Raw genomic sequence first — 17,283 nt, forward strand, 5'->3', positions numbered from 1 at the left:
GGGAATGAGCTTCGAGGACTTCTTCGGGCCACAGGTGCCCAGGCCGGGCGGCGGTGAGCAGGCCCCGACCTTTGCCCTGGCCTCGGCGGCGTACCGGGACACGCCGATGGAGGAGATCAAGAAGGCCGACAACGAATGGCACCAGTCGACGGTCACCGAGCACCGCTCGTGGGCGAAGATCTTCCGGCCCAACTTCGGTGAGGCGTACGCCCAGGCGGTCATCGACCGCATGCTGGGCGTCGACAGGAAGCCGCTCATCCAGTCCTTCGGCTGCGAGCCGCAGGTGGTCGTCGAGCACTGCCTCGCGGCCAACCGCATCCGCCGGGAGCGGGACACGAAGCTGACCGCCCTCATGGTGCTGTGCGGCCTGCTCTTCCTGCCCGGCCTGCTGGTCTGGCTGCTCGTCTTCCAGCTCCGGGCCCTGATGCTGAAGAACGACGACAAGCGGGTCTCGGGCCTCGGCACGCTCCTGGTGGCCGTCGTCGGCGTCGCCACGGTGATCTTCCTGATCCGGACGCCGTTCACCGGCTTCTGGCACTGGTACGCGCGCGGCTGCGCCGTGGTCCCCGTCGCCGGCTGGTTCCTGGCCAAGCGGATCTGCGAGAGCACCGCGCAGGACCTGCGTGAGCGCTGGGGCGATCTGCTCTCCGGCGGCAGCGTCGGCGCGAAGGTCCCCGAGGCGGTGCCGACCAGCCCGGACCAGGCCGCGGCCGAGCAGCTGCGGCAGTCACTGGCCCGGCTCAGCGCCGAGCAGCAGTCCAACTCGGTCTTCTACGCCGGTCCGAAGGGCATCCTCGGGATGGGCACCCGCTGGGGCTCCTGGCACCTCGCGGAGGAGCTGGTCCCCCTCGACGCGGTCAAGGGCATCCACGAGTTCCGCAGCTGGACGGTCGTCCGGGCGATCCACGACGAGCTGAGCGTGCTGGACCGGCAGCACCTGAAGACCGGCGGATTTCCCAAGCCGCAGGTGAAGCACTGGATCGTCACGCATGTCGGCGAGGGCGCCAAGGAGGTGTCGAGGCCGGAGGGGACGGACGTCGAGGCGTACCAGGTCAAGCCGAAGGCCGTCGAGGACATCTGCAACAACCAGCAGTTCGACAGCGGCGACCGGCACTACCTGGGCGTGCAGTGGCCGCATCTGTGGAACGGCGACCTGATCCTCACCATGATGATCACCGTGACCGTGCTGAAGGAGACCCTGCGCATCGAGGTCACCGGACACGCCCTCGGCCCGGTCAACGGCCTGTTCCGCGGCAAGCCCGAGGCCCCTGTGAAGAAGGTCGCGAAGACCGTCAAGTTCTGGGAGACCCGGACGATCAAGCTTCCGCTGGTCACCGCCGACGAGGTGGTGCGGCTCGCCGCGCGGGCCGCCATCGGCTGGTACCCGCCGCTGCTGAAGTGGCTCGGTGGCTCGATCGGCCTGCCCGAGCCCTTCGGTCTGCGGCACTCCTGGGCCGATCAGCCCTGGCGGCACCGTTTCATGGCCGACGACGCGCTGCGCGCGGCCACCCCGATACTCCGGGCGGTCCACCGGGCCGTGCTCAGGGTGCTCAGGGAACACGACGTGGACGTCGACAAGTTCAGCTCGCGGGCGTCCGTCCTGAGCGGGTCGGTGCAGGATGCCTCGCCCAAGAAGTCCGACACGTACGACGCGTGAGGGTGCGCCCCTTCTCCGTCGTGAGGAGGCCGGAGGAGGGGCACCCGACGGTTCAGGCCGTGGGCCAGGCCTCCGCCAGCATCTTCCTGGTGTCCGCGAGCAGCTGCGGCAGCACCTTCGTGTGGCCGACGACCGGCATGAAGTTCGTGTCGCCGCCCCAGCGCGGGACGATGTGCTGGTGCAGGTGGGCGGCGATGCCGGCGCCCGCGACCGTGCCCTGGTTCATGCCGATGTTGAAGCCGTGTGCGCCGGACGCGGTGCGCAGCGCCGTCATCGCCTGCTTGGTCAGCTCGGCCAGCTCGGCGGTCTCCGCCCCGGTCAGCTCGGTGTAGTCGGCCACGTGCCGGTACGGCACGGTCATCAGATGGCCGCCGTTGTACGGGTAGAGGTTGAGCACGGCGTACACGTGCTCACCGCGCCGGACGATCAGCCCGTCCTCGTCGGACTTGGCCGGGAGCGAGCAGAACGGGCAGCCGTCGCCCTCCCCCGGGCCGGTCGGCTTGTTCTCGCCCTGGATGTACGCCATCCGGTGGGGCGTCCACAAACGCTGGAACGCGTCCTGCGTCCCCACCCCGATCTGCTGCTCCGGCTCACTCGTCATGCCATGCAGCATATGGCTTCGCCCGTTCCCGGCGTGTCGCCGGGGCAGCCGGGAGACGCTGTCCGGCGAAGCTGGGCCGGTGGACGACGACAGCCCTGCGGCGCGCTGGGAGCAGCGCACCGAGATCCCTCTCTTCGTGGCGGCGCTGCTCTTCCTGGCCGTGTACGCCACCCGCGTCCTGGCCACGGACCTGCCCGTGTTCTGGCGGCACCTGAGCACGTACCTGCTGCTCGCCCTCTGGGTGGTGTCCGCCGTGGACTACGCGGTGCACTGGCGGCTCAGCGGGCAGGGGCTGCGCTTCGTGCCGACGCATGTGCTGCACACGGTGGTGCTCGCCCTGCCGCTGCTGCGCCCGCTGCGGATCGTCCCGCTGTACGACGCGCTCCAGCACCGGTCCGGACAGCCGCGGCTCTCGCTGTACGCGCGGGTGATCTCGTACGCCGGGCTGTCCGCCCTGCTGCTCGGCTTCGCCGGTGCCCTCGCGGTCTACCAGCAGGAGCGCGGGGCGCCCGGTGCGACGGTGCGGACGTTCGGGGACGCCGTGTGGTGGGCCGCCTCGACCCTGAGCACGGTCGGCTACGGCGACGTCACCCCGGTGACCCCCGTCGGCCGGCTGATCGCGATCGTGATGATGGCCGGCGGCCTCGCCCTGCTCGGCGCGGTGACGGGGTCGTTCTCGTCCTGGCTGATGCGGACCTTCTACCGGGAGGGCGACGAGAGGCCCCCGGGGCGGTGAACCTCCCCGGGGGCCTTCGCGCGCGGCGGGTGCCGGATCAGACCTGGGCCCGCTCCTCGACGACCTGGGCGATCTTCGCGATGGCCTCGTCGAACGGGATGCCGTTCTCCTGCGAGCCGTCGCGGTAGCGGAAGGACACCGAGTTGTTGGACATGTCCTCGTCGCCCGCGATGACCATGAAGGGCACCTTCTGCTTCTGGGCGTTGCGGATCTTCTTCTGCATCCGGTCCGAGGAGGAGTCCACCTCGACGCGCAGGCCCTTCCTGCGGGCCGCCGCCGCGAACTTCTCCAGGTACTCGACGTGCGCGTCGCCGATCGGGATGCCGAGGGCCTGGACCGGGGCCAGCCACGCCGGGAAGGCGCCCGCGTAGTGCTCCAGGAGCACGGCGAAGAACCGCTCGATGGAGCCGAACAGGGCGCGGTGGATCATGACCGGGCGCTGCTTGGAGCCGTCCGGGCCCGTGTACTCCAGGTTGAAGCGCTCGGGCAGGTTGAAGTCGAGCTGGATGGTCGACATCTGCCAGGTACGGCCGATCGCGTCCTTGGCCTGGACGGAGATCTTCGGACCGTAGAAGGCGGCGCCGCCCGGGTCGGGGACGAGGGGCAGGCCCTGCTTCTCGGCGACCTGGCGCAGCGTCTCGGTCGCCTCCTCCCAGACCTCGTCGGAGCCGACGAACTTCTCCGGGTCCTTGGTGGACAGCTCCAGGTAGAAGTCGGTCAGGCCGTAGTCGCGCAGCAGGCCGAGGACGAAGGTGAGCGTCTTGTCCAGTTCCTCGGACATCTGCTCACGGGTGCAGTAGATGTGCGCGTCGTCCTGCGTGAAGCCGCGGGCCCGGGTGAGGCCGTGCACGACGCCCGACTTCTCGTACCGGTACACGGTCCCGAACTCGAAGAGGCGCAGCGGCAGTTCGCGGTACGAGCGGCCACGCGCGTCGAAGATCAGGTTGTGCATCGGGCAGTTCATGGGCTTGAGGTAGTAGTCCACGCCCTCGTCGAGCTGCATGGGGGGGTACATGCCCTCGGCGTACCAGTCCAGGTGGCCGGACGTCTCGAAGAGCTTCCCCTTCGTGGCGTGCGGGGTGTAGACGAACTCGTAGCCCTCTTCCTCGTGGCGGCGCCGCGAGTAGTCCTCCATCGTGCGGCGGACGATGCCGCCCTTGGGGTGGAAGACGGCGAGGCCGGAGCCGATCTGCTCGGGGATGGAGAAGAGGTCCAGCTCGGTGCCGAGCTTGCGGTGGTCGCGCTTCTCGGCCTCGGCGAGGAAGTCCAGGTAGCCCTTCAGCTCGTCCTTGGAGGGCCAGGCGGTGCCGTAGATGCGCTGGAGCATCGGGTTCTTCTCGCTGCCGCGCCAGTAGGCGGCCGCGTTGCGCATCAGCTTGAACGCCGGGATGAGGCGGGTGGAGGGCAGGTGCGGACCGCGGCAGAGGTCCTTCCAGCACAGCTCGCCGGTCTTGGCGTCCAGGTTGTCGTAGATCGTCAGCTCACCTGCGCCGACCTCGACGTCCGCGCCGTCGTCGCTGGACGCGGAGCCCTTGAGGCCGATCAGCTCCAGCTTGTACGGCTCGTCCGCCAGCTCCTCGCGGGCGGCCTCGTCGGTCACCACGCGGCGGGCGAACTTCTGCCCGCGCTTCTGGATCTCCTGCATCTTCTTCTCGATGGCCTTGAGATCCTCGGGCGTGAACGGCTTCTCGACGTCGAAGTCGTAGTAGAAGCCGTCCTTGACGGGCGGGCCGATGCCCAGCTTGGCCTCGGGGAAGATCTCCTGCACGGCCTGCGCCATGACGTGCGCGGTCGAGTGGCGCAGGATGTTCAGGCCGTCCTCGGAGGAGATCTCGACACCCTCGACGGTCTCGCCGTCCTGGACCGCGTAGGTGAGGTCCTTCAGCTCGCCGGCCACGCGCGCGGCGATGATCGAGCGCTCGCCCGCGAAGAGGTCGGCGGCCGTAGTGCCCGTCGTCACCACGCGTTCTTCCCGCTCGGAATCGCGTTGGATGATCACACGGACGTCTGACACCGGTCTCTCCTGACTGAAGGTGGGTGCGGCGCCATACCAGGAGCGCGCGCACAGGCGATCGTACCGACCCGACCGCGCCGACCGCTAAACGGTCACCCTCAGTCCCCCTCCCCGTACTCTCCCGGTCCGCCCTCCCCGCACGCCTCCTCGAAGAAGTCGAGGTTCTCCTGGAGGGCCTTCAGCAGCCGGTCGCGCTCGGCCTCGTCGACCTGGACGGGGACGACCCCGGAGGCTCCGGTGAGCCGGCGGAAGCCGCCCCGGCGCTCCAGCCGGCCGTGCACGCGCACCGGGAGGCCGACGAGATGGGCGTGGCCGGCGATGCGGTAGTCCTCCTCGTCCAGGGTGACGCGGACGTGCGGGACCTCGGCGCCGGCGAGGACGCGCAGCCGTACGGTGCCCTCGCCGCCGGGGCCGGAGCGGCGCATGCGGACCACGGCGCCGGTGATCCGGACCGGCACCGAGGGCTCCTCGCGCAGATAGCGGGCGGCGGCCTCGCGCAGCACGGGCAGATCGCCCGGGGAGAACTCGACGGGCTCGGCGGCGGGCGCGCAGCCCTCCGGGACTCCGGCGCCGGGTGCCCAGGCGACGGCGATCCGGGCGCCCTCGGTGCCCCGGACCAGCGTGGCCAGCGCCTCGGTCAGCTCGCGGCTGACCCCGGCCTCGACGGCGCCGTCGAAGGCGTCCATGCCGCCGGTGGCCCGCTGGTAGTCGATGGCCTCGCGGGCGGCGTACAGCGCCTGGTGGAGGCGGACGGCGAGGGGCCGGCCCGCCGGGACGGGCGCGAACGCGGTGAGGGTGCGGCCCTCGGCGGCGGGCCCGACGAGGACGTGTTCCAGCAGGGCGACGGCCGCGCGGCGGTGGCGGGCGCCGTGGTAGCCGGCACGCGCGCGCGTGGCGAGCGCGGCGGCGAGCAGCATCTGCCGTGCGGCGCCGCGCAGTTGCTCGTCGGCGCTCCAGGGCGCGGCGCCGGCGGGCCCGGCCGGGGCGTCGCGCCACCAGCGGATCTCGTCGCTGGGCAGGGCGAGGGAGATCAGCACCTCGCGCGCGCCGGGCGTCTCGCTGCGGGCGAGCGCGTCGAGGGCCTCGCCGAGCAGGTCGTCGCTGTCGGGGAAGGCGCGGCTCTCCGGCACCAGCAGGCTGGTCGCGCCGGCGCCCGGCCCGGGCGGGGTCCAGCGGCCGTAGCGCCCGGGTGCTCCGCCGCGCCGCTGCCAGCCGTGCCGGTGCAGCAGCGCGCCGAGCACCGCCGGGTCGACCCGGGCGGGGTCGGGGGGCTGCTGCCGGGCGAGGTCGTCGGGATGCGGCCGGACCTGGCGCGGCAGCTCCTCGTACGGACGGCTCCTCATGGTCTGCCTCCCGTCCCGACCCGCGTCATGATCTCGCACAGCGCCCGGTCGTCGAAGATGCGCGAGGTCGGGATCCGCACGGTGGTCCGGTGCCGGCCGGTGACCGGGTGGCCGGCGAGGTTGACCCAGTAGCAGCAGTGCCGCAGGTCGAGCCGGTCGTGGCTGGCGCGCAGCCAGTCGTCCTGGGAGCGCGGGACGAGCATCACGACCAGGATCTTGTGCACCGAGACGGGTGTGCGGGCGAGCTTGCGCAGATGGTCGTTGTCGAGGGTGAAGGAGAAGGAGCGGCCCGGCGGGTTCGGCGGGATCTGGTAGGTGCACTTCAGCTGCACCTTGATGGTGACCTCGTCGTCGACGGTGTGTCCGGGCGCGCTGTGGCTGACGTGCCAGTCGATGCCGTTGTCCGGGAAGGGCTGGGACAGCGAGCATCCCGCCGCGGCGGCGACCGCGTGCAGATAGCCGACCTGCAAGGTCTCCATGCAGGCGGTGGTGGCGAGCGAGCCGCGGACGGTGCCCGGGCGATCGGGCAGCAGCCCGCCCCGCTCGGGCTGCGCTATGGCCATGACCAACAGCCTTCCAAGCAATGAGTGTCTCCGCTGCGGGCCGCTGAACTGCAAAGACCCGTACTCCTGTTGTCTCCTCGCGGCGTACGGCGCAAACAGCCCGGGTATCACCAAACAGGCAGAAGACGGAACGTCATCTGCGGTAGGTGAACAAGGAGTTGGGTTCGGATGACGACCTGGTACGAGGGGCCGCTCGCGGCCTTCGACACGGAGACGACGGGTGTGGACGTCGAGACCGACCGGATCGTGTCGGCCGCAGTCGTCGTCCAGGACGCCCCGGGCACCCGGCCCCGGATGTCCCGGTGGCTGGTGAACCCGGGGGTGCCGGTCCCCGAGGCGGCGACGGCGGTGCACGGGCTGACGGAGGAGCACCTCCAGCACAACGGCCGCTGGCCGGCGCCGGTGATGTACGAGATAGCCGAGCAGCTGGCGGAGCACGCGGCGATGGGCCGTCCGCTGGTGGTGATGAACGCGCCCTTCGATCTGACGCTGCTGGACCGGGAGTTGCGCCGGCACCGGGCGTCGTCGCTGGACCGCTGGTTCGAGTCGGTGCCGCTCAGGGTGCTGGACCCGCGGGTGCTGGACAAGCACCTGGACCGGTACCGCAAGGGCCGCCGCACGCTGACCGACCTGTGCGCGCACTACGAGGTGACGCTGGAGGGCGCGCACGACGCCGCGGCGGACGCACTGGCCGCACTGGATGTCGTACGGGCGGTGGGCCGCCGTTTCGCGACCCGGCTGGAGCGCCTGTCCCCCGCCGAACTGCACACGCTCCAGGCCAACTGGCACGCGGCCCAGGCCCGTGGCCTCCAGGCCTGGTTCGCGCGCAGCGGCTCGACGGAGATCGTCAGCACGGACTGGCCCCTGCGGCCGGAGCTGCCGGCGGCGGCCTGAATACGCGGAAGACCGGCCCGCTGCGGCGGACCGGCCTTCTCCCGGTGGGCGATACTGGGTTCGAACCAGTGACCTCTTCGGTGTGAACGAAGCGCTCTCCCACTGAGCTAATCGCCCGGGAACGCACTGAACAATACAGGTCGAGACGCGGATCCTTCAAACCGCTTCGAGATACCTCAGCAGTCCCCGTCGTCCGGCGGCCATCATCAGCCGGTGGTTGGCGCGGAAGACCGGGCGGCCGGGGACAGCGAGACGCCGCAGCAGGGGCTTGTTCACGCTGACCGCCTGGTCGTAGCGGGCGAGGGTGCCGGGGCCGTCGGCGGTGAGCGTCCAGCGGGCCCAGCCGTCGAGGTCGCCGGACACCGCGATCTCCAGGACCCCGGCGTCCGGGTCGCGGCGTGTCTCGCGTGCGGTGAAGGTCATCGTGTACGGCAGCACGGGCCGGATGGCGAAGACGCCGGTGCGGTCGTCGAGCCGGGTCACCGTCCGGACCTGCGGCCACCAGCGGGGATAGTCCTCGGGCCGCTCCAGCACGGCGTACACGGCCGCCGGCGGGGCGGGCAGGGACCACAGGCTGAGGAAGCGGTACCGGTTCCAGTCCATGGGGGGAGTCTGCCCGCCGGGGCGCCCCGCTCTGAGTACGCGTACTCATGCGCCGCCTCGTGCGGCGGTGCAGACTCGGGGGGCGAGCGCCGCCGCCCGTGCGACGGCGCTCACCCAGCCCTGTCATCCGGGCATCTTGTCCCCGAGCAGGGCCAGGTTCTCGATGGCCGCGAGGCCGTAGAGCGCGGTGTCGTTGCTGGACACCCAGGCCGCCTCGCTCCCCTCCACCAGGGTGACCGGTCCGGTCAGGCTCTCGGTCCGCCACGGCGAGGACTCGGTGTAGCCGTCGGAGCCGTAGAACTTGGTCCAGGCGCGCTCGGCGAGGGTCGCGTCCCCGGTCTGTACGGCGGCGTAGGCGTCCAGGCGCGAGTGCCCCTGGAAGAGCAGGAGGGTGCCGAAGTCGGTGCCGTAGCGGGCCTTCTGTTCGGCCTTGGTGGCGTTGAAGTAGCGGCAGTAGTCCAGGTAGGCCTTCTTGAAGTCGGGCATGTCGACCAGGTGGATCAGCTCGGCGCACAGCTCGTTCAGGCCGAAGACGGCCGAGAGGTGGGACACGGAGACGACCGGCTTGTCGGCGACGGCGAATGCGCCGGTGTCGAGGTCGTACAGCCCGCTGCCCTGCACGAAGCCGTTGGGCTGGGCGGCGATGCCCCGCATCGTGGACAGCACGCGGGCCTTGGCCTTCTCCCACTGGGGGCCCTTGCGCTCCCACTCGGTCAGCCAGGCCGACACCAGGCCGCTCCAGTCCGTGCCGAAGCCGATGGACAGGGCGTGCCGGTCGGGGGTGTAGGGGTCGGTGCGGACCTTGCGCAGCGGGTCGAGGACGAGGAAGGTCTCGTCGGAGTCGACGCCTGCGTGCATGAGGTCGCCGACGCGTTCGTCGCCGGTGAGGAAGTAGTAGAAGCGGCGGTAGGTGGTGTTGGCGATGCGCTGCTGCTTGGCGCTGTCGCCGAAGTGCTGCACACCGTGCCGGGTCCCGAGGCCCGCCCATGCGCCGAGGTGGTAGACGTCGACCTCGCCGGTGTGCCGGGTGAGCGCCTCGGCGAAGCGGAAGAGGTCGGAGCGGCCGGAGCGCACGTACGCGTACCAGAGCCACAGGTCGGGTGACAGCTCGGAGTTGTCCCAGGCGTAGCCGCCGACGTCGTAGCGCCACTGGTGGCGCACGGTGTCGTAGGTGTGCATGAAGTCGCCGTAGTCCCAGAAGCCGTACCAACGGCGTTGCTCCACCTGGTCCTTGTAGTAGGTGAAGAGGAAGTCGAGGTGGTCCTCGATCTTCGCCTTGGCGGGGGTGGAGCGGTCCGGCTCGGAGAACAGGCCGGGGCCGAAGACCTTGGCCCTGACGAGCTGCCGGGGCGGGGCGGCGAGTTGCGGCAGCACCCGTAGGGCCGCGATCTGCTGGGCGAGGGTGTCGGCGGAGGGCGTGGCGTCGTTGGCCCAGAAGAGGAGTTCGGAGGTCCGGGCGATGCCGTAGGGGGTGCCGAACTTCGGCTCGTAGTCCTCGTAGGTGATGTTGAGGCCTTCGAGCTGCTCGGCGTAGGTGTCCTGGCCCATGCCGTCGTGGTAGAAGCGCAGGTCCATGGGCTGGGCCTCGGGCGACCAGAGCCAGAGGGTGACGGTGGCCTCGTCGGTGTGGGCGTCGCGGATGTCGAGCTGGGCGGGGAACTTCTCCCAGAAGTCCCGGAGGCCGAAGGAGAGTCCGCCGCTCGCGCCGCCGACGTAGCCGAAGCCGGAGGCCCGCCTGCCACCGCCGGCGGCGATCCAGCCGTACCCCTTCTTGGTGCGCTTGCGCAGGGTGAAGCCGTCGGCGGAGAGCTGGGCGAGGGTGTAGTCACCCCAGTGCGGGACGTACGGCAACCGGGTCGTCACGCGCTGGTCCCAGGTCGCGGGGTCCGGCAGCTTCCGGCCCTCGTACTGGGCGCTCTGCACGGCGGCTCCCGGGTCCCGGCGCAGTCCGGTGATTCCCTGGACGGCCTCGCGGAGCAGACCGCTGCCCTCGCCGCCGAGGCGGATGTGCCGGTCGTACGCCGCGTCGCGCATCGGCACGGAGAAGCGGACGCCGAGCCCGCGGATGAAGTCCCCGCTCGCCTTGCCGGGCTCCTGCTTCCCGTCGTAGGTGATGGTGTGCACCATGCGGAAGGAGTCGGCGCCGGCGTAGAAGTACAGGCGGAGGGAGAACGGCAGCCAACTGCGGCTTCCCTTGCGGTGCTTGCCGTCGATGCGGACGACCGCGCGGACGGGGCCGTCCTGCTCGACGGTGACCTCGCCGACGGTGCCGTCGAACCGCTCGGTCCTCACGGTGCCCTCGTCCTCGTCCTCGGCCTCGGGCTGGCGGAGGAGAACGAGGCGCCCGTTGCGGGCGATCTCCGTCGCCCCCCGGGTGACGGACTTGATCAGGGTCGAGCCGCTCTTGTCGATCCGCGCGGTGATGACGCCGGTGGAGACGTCGATGGTGCCGCCGTTCTTGTCGACGGTGACCCTCTTGTCGGGTGCGGCGGCCGTCCCGACGGTCAGCGTGAGCTTGCCGCTGCCCGAACTCACCGCGTGGGCCGTCCACTTGAGGGAGCCGTCGGGCCAGTAGGCGAGCGCCCAGGTCTGGACGGGGACGTCCTTGCCCGCGGCGTCCGTGAGCGCGAACGTCTGGCCCTCCTGGTGGGCGCCCACGGGCCAGGGCACGCCGACCGTGGTGCCGGGCGCGGCGCCGAGGCCGGCGTCCTCCAGCCAGTCCAGGGTGACGGGGTCGTCGCCCCCGGCCGCGGCTCTGGGCGCGGCCTCGGCGTCCTTGGCCCCGAGCGCCCAGCTGAACTGCGCTGCGGCTCCGGCGACGGCGGCCGCCTTGAGGAGGGATCTGCGGGGGATGGGGGACATGGCCTTCCTTCCATAGATGGACTGGTCAGGGGCATGACACGTAGAGCGCGGCGCCCAGGGGCACCGGCATTGAGGCAGGTCAGCGGCGCCGGTACCGCTCCTCGACGGCGACGGCCGCCGCCGTGACGGCGCCGAGCACGGGCACCGCCAGCGGGGCGATGAGCAGGGCGGAGCAGACGGTGAGCACCGCTCCGCCGACCAGCAGGAAGGATCCGGCGGGGTCGAGGACCGTACGCCGGCCCGCCTCCGCGAGCAGAGCGCGCCAACGGGTGCCGGGCGCCCAGACGGCTGCCGCGCGCAGTCCGGCCACGGCGACCCCGATCAGCGCGAGCAGTCCTACGGCGCCCACGAGGGGTCCGCCGGGCAGCCCGGCGCGTACGGCCCGCACCTCCAGCCAGGCCAGGGCCGGGACGGCCCAGCCCGCGAGCCCGACCGCCCAGCCCCCGCGCACGGCGGCGCGGAAGTCGGCGGCGAACTCCCGCCATCCGCCCGCCCGGTGGCCGGTGCGGCGGCGCAGATGCCGGGCGCCGGCGGCGAAGGCGGCCGGGTAGGTGACGACCCCGAGGGAGGCCACCGCGATCCATATGCCGGTGAGCAGACATTCGGCGAAAACGGCGAACCGCTCGGCGAACACGGACTCCTTGCGTGCCTTCACACGTGCTTCGGCCATGCCGGTCGTCTCACCCCTTCAGTCCGGAGGTCGCCATCCCGTCGATCAGATGGCGCTGGAAGGCGAGGAAGAACAGCAGCACGGGCAGCAGCGCGACCAGGGACATCGCGATCATCCCGCCGTAATTGGCGGCGACGCCGTCGGAGTCGCGGAACATCATCAGGCCCAGGGAGACCGTGTACTTGCCGGGCTCGTTGAGGTAGATCAGCGGGCCCATGAAGTCGTTCCAGGCGTTGATGAAGGTGAAGATCGCGCTGGTGATGAGCGCGGGCCGGGACAGCGGCAGCACGATCGACCAGTAGATGCGCAGGTGCCCGCAGCCGTCGAGCCGGGCGGCCTCGTCCAGCTCCCTCGGCAGGTTCCGCATGAACTGCACCATGAGGAAGACGAAGAAGGCCTCCGTGGCGAGGTACTTGCCGATCAGCAGCGGGGTGTAGGTGTTGACCCAGCCCAGCTTCTGGAACATCACGTACTGCGGGATCAGCAGCACGTGGTACGGCAGCAGCAGCGTGCCGATCATCAGCGAGAAGAGCAGGTTGCGCCCGGCGAAGCGAATGCGGGCGAACGCGTACGCGGTCAGCGAGCAGGAGATGAGGACGCCGACGACGGCACCGCCCGCGTAGAAGAGGGAGTTCTGGAAGAAGGTCCAGATCCGGACGTCCGCGATGCCGTCGGCGAGGCCCTTGAAGTTGCTCAGGATCGGGTGGGACGGGAACAGCGTGAGGCTGTTGACGACGTCCTTGCTGGGTTTGAAGGAGGCGCCGATCACCCAGATCACCGGGTAGAGGATGACCGCGAGGATCAGCAGGGCGCCGAGGTGCCAGACGAGGGATCCGGTGCGCCTGCGGATCGGCGGGGACGACGGCTTGGCGGCCGTGGTGGCACTCATCGGGTGTCCTCCTCGTAGTGCACCCACTTCTTCTGGGACCAGAAGAGGACGGCCGTCACCAGGGCCACGGCGAGCAGCAGCATCCAGGCCATGGCGGAGGCGAAGCCCATCTGGGCGTTCTTGAAGCCCTGTTGGTACAGGTAGCAGGTGTAGACGAGCGTGGCGTCGGCCGGGCCGCACTGGGTGTTGGAGACGACGTAGGCCGAGCCGAAGATCTGGAAGGAGTGGATGGTCTCCAGGAGCACGTTGAAGAAGAGCACCGGGGAGATCATCGGCAGGGTGATGGTCCAGAACGTGCGGAAGGGTCCGGCGCCGTCCACCTCGGCGGCCTCGTACAGCTCCCTGGGCACCTGCTTCAGCCCCGCCAGGAAGATGACCATGGGCGCGCCGAACTGCCAGACGGTCAGCGCGACCAGGCAGTACAGCACCCAGTCGGCGTTGCCGACCCAGCCGCCGACGTGCCAGCCGAAGAGGGACTGGGTACGGTCCACGATCGCGCCGTCGGAGAACAGCGAGCGCCAGACGAAGCCGACCGAGACGCTCGCGCCGATCAGCGAGGGGGCGTAGAAGGCGGCCCGGTAGAAGGCCTGGCCGCGGCGGCTCTGGGCGAGCAGGAGGGCCACCCCGAGGGCGAGCAGCAGCTTCAGCGGGGTGCCGATGATCACGTACTTCGCCGTCACCTCCACCGACTTCTGCCAGCGGGGGTCGGCGAACATCTTGGTGAAGTTGTCGAGCCCGACCCACCGGGGGCTGTTGAAGAGGTTGTAGTCGGTGAACGCGAAGTACAGCGAGGCGACCATCGGGCCCGCGGTCAGCAGCAGGAAGCCCGCGATCCACGGGGACATGAAGAGGTAGCCGACGAGGTTCTCGCGGCGGCGGCCGGGCCGCCCCGTGGCGGCGGAGGCGGCCGGGCGCGCCCTGCGGGCGGCGGGCACGGAGTGCTTGACGAGGGTCACGGCATGTTTCCCCTCAGGCCTGGAAGGCGGCCTCGGACTCGGTGAAGAACTGCTTCACCGCGTCGGAGACCTTCGTCTTGCCCTGTCCGAGGTCGCCGCCGATGCGCAGGAAGGCGGCCTCGATGGTGTCGGCACCGGAGGGGTGCGGGGTGATCGTGCCGAGGACGCCCGCCTTGGCGGTGTCCGCCTCGTACTGCGCGATCTCCTTGTTGACCGCGTCGGTCGGCCGGTACGCGTCGTACTGCTCGGTGCTCGCGAGGATGCCGCGGTCGTAACCCATGATCTTGCCGACCTCGGGGTCGTGGGCCATGAAGTCGATGAACTGCGCGGCCTCCTTCGGGTGGGAGGTGTGGGAGGAGGCGCTGAGCATCAGGGAGGCGAGGTACTGGCCGGTCTGCCTGCCGTCCGTGGTCGGGATCGGGGCGAGGCCGTAGGTGCTGTTGCCCTCCGCCGAGTAGCGGACGGTGAAGTTGTCCCAGGTGAACTCCGAGGCGCCGTGTCCGGCGGAGAGCGAGGACTTGGGGTTGTCCTGCTGGACGACCTTCGGGTCGGTGACGATGCCGGCCTTGACCCGGTTGTACCCGTCCGTCCACCACTCCGTCAGATCGGCCTGGTCGAAGCCGAGTCCGTCCTTGGTGTAGAAGGCCTTGCCGTTCTGGCGGAGGTAGAGGTCGTACAGGTACATGATGGTGAAGTAGCCGGTGTCCCCCGGAATACTCGTCCTGTCGTGGATCGTCTTCAGGGCCTTGAAGTAGTCGTCCCAGGTCCAGCCCGCGTGCGGTTCGACGCCCGCCTTCCGGAACACCTTCTCGTCGATGACGAGCGCCATGGTGTTGGAACCGACCGGAATTCCGAGCTGTTTGCCGTCGACCTGGCCGACCTTCGTGACGCCCTCCCGAAAGTGATCCAGGCTCAGATTGCCTGCCGTCGCCTGGGAGTTGAGGTCGAGAAGAATTCCACGCTTGTCGTACTTCCGAAGAAAGGTGACGGCGTTCTGGAAAACGTCCGGAGGATTACCGCCGGCGGCCTGGGTCTGGAACTTCTCCCAGAAGGACGCGTACGTCTGGAAGTCCGTCTTGACCTTGATCTTCGGGTATTTCTTCTCGAAGAGGGCGATGGTCTGGTTGATCCTCTTGGCCCGCTCCTCGGCACCCCACCAGGAGTAACGGATCGTCACCGTCCCGTCCCCGGAACCGCTTCCGCCGCCACAGCCGGTCGTCGCCGCGAGCCCGAGCACGGCCGCAGACGCCCCGGCCGCCTTCAGGATCGTACGCCTCTCGAGATTCCTGCTGGTTCCCACAGTCGGGCCCTCCCCGCAGCGTCGTCGCCGCGCCATGAATCGTTTCAAGTAAGCGCTTGCTGGCACAAGGTACGGAGGGGCCAGGGGTGCGTCAATGATTCGGACAGGATTTTCTCGCGGACGGCGCACGCGCCCGAGCGGCATGCCGGGGGTCGGCGCTGGTGGGGGAAGTGCGGTCGGCGGGCCGAACGGGGGCAACGGGGATGGCGGGGCCGGGAGTCGTCGTCCTCGTCCTGATCCGGGTTCGCGTGCTCGCGCTCGCCCCCATCCCCGGCCCCTCGCGCTCGCCCTGCCCCTGACCCTGACCCTCGCCCTCGCCCTCGCCCTCGCCCTCGCCCTCGCGATCGTCGTTGACGGCGAGGGGGAGCGACGGGTTGCTCGTTGCCGGCGTGACCCGGGATCAGGCGGGCAGGGCCGCGAGCCAGTCGAGGAGGATTCGGTTGGTCTCCTCGGGGCGCTCCTGCTGGACGAAGTGGCCGCAGCCGTCGAGGATGTGCGAGCCGAGCAGACCGGGCAGGGTCTCGGGGTACGCCGCGACCGCGTCCGCCAGCCAGGCGAGCGAGGCGTCCAGGGCACCGCCGACGAACAGCGACGGCTGCGTGATCGGCGCACCCGCGTAACCGGCCAGGTCGACCCAGTCCCGGTCCATGTTCCGGTACCGGTTCAGCGCCCCGGTCAACCCCGTCCGCTCGAACTCCCCGGCCAGGACGTCGAGATCGCGCTCGCCCAGCCAGGCCGGCAGCCGGCCTGCCGGGAAGCGTTCGCGCAGGGTGCCACCACGGGTGACGAAGTGCGGGTCGGGAGCGCCGGGTCCGGGCATGGTGTCGGCGGACAGGGCCGCGTAGAAGCCGGCGAGCCAGCCGCGTACATCGGGCTCGATCTCCGATTCCGCCCGGCCCGGCCGCTGGAAGTACGAGACGTAGAACTCGTCCGGCACCACGAACTCCCCTGCGGGGCCCGCCGACTGCGCATGCCTCGCGGTCCCCGCGGCTTCGACGCCGGGCCGGCCTTCCGCGTCGTCGTCCACGTCCCGCTTCTCGACTCCGCTGCCGCGGTCGGCACCGGTTCCAGGGCCGTCGCCGGTCGTCTCACAGTCGCCGCGCGCGGCACGACGCGTACCGGTCGCCGCACGGTCACCCGTCGCCGCACGGTCACCGGTCGATACGAGGTCGAGGCCACCGGTCGCCCCGCCGACGCCGCCGACCTGGTCGCCCGCGGTGCAAGCGCCGGCACCGCTGCCCGCGCCGCCCCCGCCGGGGCCGTGGTCGCCACCGCCTTCGATGCCGGCCCTGCGACCGCCGTCACCACCGTGACCGTCTTCGCCACTGTCATCGTCGCCCGTCCCGGCCATCCGCGCGAAGACCTCGCTGGGGCGCGGACCGCCGGGCGGGGTGTACGGCACGCCCAGCAGGGCCACGGCACGGAACACATCGGGCCTGGTCAGGGCGGAGGTGGCGGCGATCGTCGCACCCCAGTCGTGGCCGACGACCACCGCGGACCGCTCCCCCAGGGCCTCGACCACGGCGACGTTGTCCGCGACCAGGTCGAGCATCCGGTACGCGTCCACGGCCGCCGGTCTGGAGGAGCGGCCGTAGCCCCGGACGTCGACGGCCACGGCGCGGTAGCCCGCGGCGGCCAGCGCCGGCAGCTGGTGGCGCCAGGAGTACCAGGACTCCGGGAACCCGTGCACCAGCAGCACCAGTGGGCCCCGGCCCTGCTCCACGAGGTGAACGCGGCCCGCCGGTGAGGGGACCGTGCGGTGGGACGGGTCGAAGGCGGGGGCGGGGAGCTGGGGCATGACGGCTCCGGGAGGTTGAGGGTCAGTGCGGTGGGGCGAGGCCCGTTGCGGCGCATCGGCCGCTCGTGCGGCGTCTCTCCCGATGCTCCTGTGAACCGCCCGCCGCGCACGAGGCTTGTTGCCGGTTCGGCAAAACGCGCCGGCCCCCGGGGCGCTTGCCCCGTCCCCGCCTGAGCACCTCCCCGGCCGGCGCGCCCCGGTCCCCGGTACCCGCCGGACATCGGCACAGACGTGGGCACAAACGCCGACGGCCCACCTGCTGTTTCGCAGGTGGGCCGTCGGTCCGGGTGGGCGATACTGGGTTCGAACCAGTGACCTCTTCGGTGTGAACGAAGCGCTCTCCCACTGAGCTAATCGCCCGGGCGCAGGAAGAACATTACCCCATGTCAGGGGGTGC

13 protein-coding genes, 2 tRNA genes and 2 pseudogenes are annotated in these 17,283 nt (G+C 70.7%); 3 read left to right on the forward strand and 14 right to left on the reverse strand.

Features of this window, described 5'->3' with window-relative positions; all coding sequences use genetic code 11:
* Positions 1-4 precede the first annotated feature (4 nt).
* A complete protein-coding gene (locus AC4OXY_RS13360) occupies positions 5-1,657 on the forward strand; it encodes an AbeC-like domain-containing protein (RefSeq protein WP_491993970.1) in 1,653 nt (550 codons plus the stop codon).
* A 52-nt stretch (positions 1,658-1,709) separates the two neighbouring features.
* On the opposite strand, the gene AC4OXY_RS13365 is transcribed toward AC4OXY_RS13360, so the two are convergent.
* A complete protein-coding gene (locus tag AC4OXY_RS13365; RefSeq protein WP_356022018.1) occupies positions 1,710-2,270 on the reverse strand; it encodes an HIT family protein in 561 nt (186 codons plus the stop codon).
* Positions 2,271-2,337: 67 nt separating this feature from the next.
* On the opposite strand from AC4OXY_RS13365, the gene AC4OXY_RS13370 reads away from it, so the two are divergent.
* Positions 2,338-2,994 carry a potassium channel family protein gene (locus tag AC4OXY_RS13370; protein ID WP_362822781.1) on the forward strand — a complete coding sequence of 219 codons (657 nt, stop codon included), beginning with the start codon at positions 2,338-2,340 and terminating at the stop codon, positions 2,992-2,994.
* Between the two features lie 37 nt (positions 2,995-3,031).
* On the opposite strand, the gene thrS is transcribed toward AC4OXY_RS13370, so the two are convergent.
* From thrS to AC4OXY_RS13385, 3 genes are all read right to left on the reverse strand, one after another.
* Positions 3,032-5,008, reverse strand: a complete 1,977-nt coding sequence (gene thrS / locus AC4OXY_RS13375) for a threonine--tRNA ligase (RefSeq protein WP_376288939.1) — start codon at positions 5,006-5,008, stop codon at positions 3,032-3,034.
* A gap of 98 nt (positions 5,009-5,106) precedes the next feature.
* A complete protein-coding gene (locus tag AC4OXY_RS13380) occupies positions 5,107-6,351 on the reverse strand; it encodes a hypothetical protein (protein ID WP_356022026.1) in 1,245 nt (414 codons plus the stop codon).
* A complete protein-coding gene (locus tag AC4OXY_RS13385) occupies positions 6,348-6,914 on the reverse strand; it encodes a DUF4365 domain-containing protein (RefSeq protein WP_356022028.1) in 567 nt (188 codons plus the stop codon). Before AC4OXY_RS13385 ends, AC4OXY_RS13380 begins: the two co-directional genes overlap by 4 nt.
* A gap of 168 nt (positions 6,915-7,082) precedes the next feature.
* Here AC4OXY_RS13385 and AC4OXY_RS13390 point away from each other — a divergent pair, with 168 nt between their 5' ends.
* Positions 7,083-7,808, forward strand: a complete 726-nt coding sequence (locus tag AC4OXY_RS13390; RefSeq protein ID WP_356022031.1) for a 3'-5' exonuclease — start codon at positions 7,083-7,085, stop codon at positions 7,806-7,808.
* Between the two features lie 45 nt (positions 7,809-7,853).
* On the opposite strand, the gene AC4OXY_RS13395 is transcribed toward AC4OXY_RS13390, so the two are convergent.
* The 10 genes and pseudogenes from AC4OXY_RS13395 to AC4OXY_RS13440 form a co-directional block, all read right to left on the reverse strand.
* Positions 7,854-7,925 (reverse strand) — tRNA-Val (locus AC4OXY_RS13395).
* A gap of 39 nt (positions 7,926-7,964) precedes the next feature.
* The gene (locus AC4OXY_RS13400; protein WP_356022033.1) at positions 7,965-8,411 is read right to left on the reverse strand and encodes an SRPBCC family protein; all 447 of its coding nucleotides are present in this window, start codon (positions 8,409-8,411) and stop codon (positions 7,965-7,967) included.
* A gap of 123 nt (positions 8,412-8,534) precedes the next feature.
* On the reverse strand, positions 8,535-11,273 hold the full coding sequence (locus tag AC4OXY_RS13405; RefSeq protein ID WP_491993971.1) for an exo-rhamnogalacturonan lyase family protein: 2,739 nt from the start codon (positions 11,271-11,273) through the stop codon (positions 8,535-8,537).
* Between the two features lie 79 nt (positions 11,274-11,352).
* Complete coding sequence (locus AC4OXY_RS13410) at positions 11,353-11,943, reverse strand: hypothetical protein (RefSeq protein ID WP_362822783.1); 591 nt, start codon at positions 11,941-11,943, stop codon at positions 11,353-11,355.
* A gap of 10 nt (positions 11,944-11,953) precedes the next feature.
* A complete protein-coding gene (locus AC4OXY_RS13415) occupies positions 11,954-12,832 on the reverse strand; it encodes a carbohydrate ABC transporter permease (RefSeq protein ID WP_356022041.1) in 879 nt (292 codons plus the stop codon).
* Positions 12,829-13,788, reverse strand: coding sequence for a carbohydrate ABC transporter permease (locus AC4OXY_RS13420; protein WP_491993972.1), 960 nt, complete (start codon positions 13,786-13,788; stop codon positions 12,829-12,831). Before AC4OXY_RS13420 ends, AC4OXY_RS13415 begins: the two co-directional genes overlap by 4 nt.
* Positions 13,789-13,801: 13 nt before the next feature.
* Positions 13,802-15,088, reverse strand: a complete 1,287-nt coding sequence (locus AC4OXY_RS13425; RefSeq protein ID WP_491993973.1) for an ABC transporter substrate-binding protein — start codon at positions 15,086-15,088, stop codon at positions 13,802-13,804.
* Between the two features lie 400 nt (positions 15,089-15,488).
* Positions 15,489-16,019, reverse strand: a pseudogene (locus AC4OXY_RS13430) (alpha/beta fold hydrolase); the annotation flags it as partial.
* Between the two features lie 411 nt (positions 16,020-16,430).
* Positions 16,431-16,886 (reverse strand): annotated as a pseudogene (locus AC4OXY_RS13435) (alpha/beta hydrolase); the annotation flags it as partial.
* A gap of 288 nt (positions 16,887-17,174) precedes the next feature.
* Positions 17,175-17,246 (reverse strand) — tRNA-Val (locus AC4OXY_RS13440).
* Positions 17,247-17,283 lie beyond the last annotated feature (37 nt).

Source organism: Streptomyces sp. HUAS MG56, from assembly GCF_058673395.1.

What these genes read in the sequence shown, in the direction of transcription:
- AC4OXY_RS13360 (WP_491993970.1), top strand. Translation starts at nt 5, where the DNA reads ATGAGCTTCGAGGACTTCTTCGGGCCACAGGTGCCCAGGCCGGGCGGC.
- AC4OXY_RS13365 (WP_356022018.1), bottom strand. Translation starts at nt 2,270, where the DNA reads ATGCTGCATGGCATGACGAGTGAGCCGGAGCAGCAGATCGGGGTGGGG.
- AC4OXY_RS13380 (WP_356022026.1), bottom strand. Translation starts at nt 6,351, where the DNA reads ATGAGGAGCCGTCCGTACGAGGAGCTGCCGCGCCAGGTCCGGCCGCAT.
- AC4OXY_RS13385 (WP_356022028.1), bottom strand. Translation starts at nt 6,914, where the DNA reads ATGGCCATAGCGCAGCCCGAGCGGGGCGGGCTGCTGCCCGATCGCCCG.
- AC4OXY_RS13390 (WP_356022031.1), top strand. Translation starts at nt 7,083, where the DNA reads ATGACGACCTGGTACGAGGGGCCGCTCGCGGCCTTCGACACGGAGACG.
- AC4OXY_RS13400 (WP_356022033.1), bottom strand. Translation starts at nt 8,411, where the DNA reads ATGGACTGGAACCGGTACCGCTTCCTCAGCCTGTGGTCCCTGCCCGCC.
- AC4OXY_RS13405 (WP_491993971.1), bottom strand. Translation starts at nt 11,273, where the DNA reads ATGTCCCCCATCCCCCGCAGATCCCTCCTCAAGGCGGCCGCCGTCGCC.
- AC4OXY_RS13410 (WP_362822783.1), bottom strand. Translation starts at nt 11,943, where the DNA reads ATGGCCGAAGCACGTGTGAAGGCACGCAAGGAGTCCGTGTTCGCCGAG.
- AC4OXY_RS13415 (WP_356022041.1), bottom strand. Translation starts at nt 12,832, where the DNA reads ATGAGTGCCACCACGGCCGCCAAGCCGTCGTCCCCGCCGATCCGCAGG.